Annotated in this window: 2 protein-coding genes; one reads left to right on the plus strand and one right to left on the minus strand. The window is 75.8% G+C overall.

Features of this window, described 5'->3' with window-relative positions:
* Nucleotides 1-45 precede the first annotated feature (45 nt).
* Nucleotides 46-1239 (plus strand): prolyl oligopeptidase family serine peptidase, encoded by a 1194-nt coding sequence (locus HYE82_RS35945; RefSeq protein WP_309144566.1) that lies wholly within the window; start codon nucleotides 46-48, stop codon nucleotides 1237-1239.
* A gap of 116 nt (nucleotides 1240-1355) precedes the next feature.
* On the opposite strand, the gene HYE82_RS35950 is transcribed toward HYE82_RS35945, so the two are convergent.
* The gene (locus HYE82_RS35950; RefSeq protein ID WP_256988182.1) at nucleotides 1356-2291 is read right to left on the minus strand and encodes an ABC transporter ATP-binding protein; all 936 of its coding nucleotides are present in this window, start codon (nucleotides 2289-2291) and stop codon (nucleotides 1356-1358) included.
* Nucleotides 2292-2377: the final 86 nt, after the last annotated feature.

Consider the following 2377-nt stretch of genomic DNA (forward strand, 5'->3'; position numbering starts at 1 on the left):
CAGATTTATATAAGAGACAGGTCCCGCACCACCCACCCCCACTGGGTGGACCCGCTGCTGCCCGGCACCCCGGCGCGGCTCCCCGACGGGCGCATGCTCACCGCCGCCGACACTCCACCGGCTGCCGCGGAGGGTGCCCCCACCGGCGGGGCCGCCCGGGCCCTGGCCGTCGACGGCCGCCTGCTCACCGGCGACGGCGTCCAGGTCCGCGGCTTCGCCGGCGTCCACCAGGGCCGGCTCCTCGTCGAGGCCGGACTGCGCGACCCCGCCGAGCAGCAGGTCCTGCTGCTCGACCCGGACACCGGCGAACTCACCGTCCTCGCCGACGACCCCGCGGTGCCCACCGTGCACTCCGTCCTCGCCTCCGCCGGGACGCTGCTGCTGACCGCCGCCGGGCGCGAGGGCATACGCCGCACCGTGCGCACCCCCGACGGGCGCGAGTTCACCCCCGCCGACCACGCGGCGCCGCTGCCCTGGCGGGTGGCCCCGGTGCTGCAGCGGGTCACCGAGCACGGGGTGCCCACCGCGCTGGTGCTGCCCCGCGGGCACGTCCCCGGGCAGCGGCTGCCGGTGCTCGTCGACGGATACGGCGGCCCCGGCTTCCAGGACGTCAGCGCCGAGCCGCGCCGCTGGCAGCACCGCCAGTGGTGGGCCGACCAGGGCTTCGCCGTGGTGACCGTCGACAACCGCGGGACGCCGTACGTGTCCCCCGCCTTCACCCACGCCATGTACCGCGGCTTCTCCGAGGTCACCCTGGAGGACCAGGTCGCCGCCCTGCAGGCGCTCGGCGCCCGCCACCGCGACCTCGACCTCGGCCGGGTCGGCGTGCGCGGCTGGTCGTACGGCGGCTACCTGTCCGCCCTCGCGGTGCTGCGCCGCCCCGACGTCTTCCACGCGGCGGCCGCCGGGGCCGCGCCCACCGACTTCCGCCACTACGACACCGCGTACACCGAGCGCTACCTCGGCCTGCCCCAGGAGCACCCGGAGGTCTACGAGCGGGACTCGCTGATCCCCGACGCCCCCAAGCTGACCAGGCCGCTGCTGCTGATGACGGGCCTGGCCGACGACAACGTCCACCCCTCGCACACCCTGCGCCTGTCCCGTGCGCTGACGGACGCGGGCCGCCCCCACCAGCTGCTGGCCCTGCCCGGGGTCACCCACATGACCCCGGGAGGCACCAGGGAGAAGCTGATGGCGCTGGAGCTGGAGTTCTTCCGCCGCGAACTTGCTGCCGGCTGAGCCCCGCGAGGTCCGGCACCGGCCACCGGGTGCCGGGTGCCGGGGTGCCGGGTACGGCGGAGGGCCCCGCAGCCGGTCGTGCCGGCCGCGGGGCCCTCACCTTCCCGGGATCCCCGTCAGTCCCCCGGGAAGTGGCAGGCCACCTCGCGGGAGGCGGCGATCCGCAGCAGCGGCCGCTCGGTGCGGCACACCTCCTGCGCCTTCGGGCAGCGAGGGTGGAAGGTGCAGCCCGGCGGCGGCGCGGCGGGGCTCGGCGGGTCGCCGAGCAGCACGATCCGCTCCCGCCGCCGCTCGGCCGCCGGATCGGGCAGCGGCACGGCGGACAGCAGCGCGCGCGTGTAAGGGTGCTGGGGGTTTTCGTACAGGGCGCGCTTCTCGCCGATCTCGACGATCCGGCCCAGGTACATGACGGCGACCCGGTCGCTGACCCGTTTCACCACGGACAGGTCGTGCGCGATGAACACGTACGCCAGGCCCAGTTCCGCGCGCAGCCGCTCCATCAGGTTGACGATCTGGGCCTGGACGGAGACGTCGAGCGCCGAGACGGGCTCGTCGGCGATGACGAGCCGCGGGCCGGTGGCGAGGGAGCGGGCGATCCCGATCCGCTGGGCCTGGCCGCCGGAGAACTCGTGCGGATAGCGGTCGATGTGCTCCGGGATCAGTCCGACCAGGTCCATCAGCTCGGCCGCGCGGCGGCGGGCGTCGGCCGCCGTCCAGCCCTGCACCAGCAGCGGGTCGGCGATGATCCGGGCCACCGTCTGGCGGGGGTTGAGGGAGGAGTGCGGGTCCTGGAAGACCATCTGGACGTGCCGGCGCAGCGGTCGCAGGGCCCGCTGCGAGAGCCGGGTGATGTCCCGGCCGTCGAAGGTGACGGTGCCGGAGGTGGGCTCCAGCAGGCGGACGAGCATCCGGCCGGTGGTGGACTTGCCGCAGCCCGACTCGCCGACCAGGCCGAGGGTTTCGCCGGCCGCCAGGTCGAAGGAGACCCCGTCGACGGCGCGGACGGGCGCCCCGCGGCGCCCGCTCCCGGTCCGCCGGCCGGGGAAGGCCATGGTCAGGTCCCGTACGGACAGCAGGGCCGCGGGCCCGGTGTCCTCGGCGGGCCGCGGTGTGCCGGGGCTGTCGGCGGGGGTGTGGG

The organism is Streptomyces sp. BR123 (assembly GCF_013401435.1).
Lineage (GTDB): Bacteria > Actinomycetota > Actinomycetes > Streptomycetales > Streptomycetaceae > Streptomyces.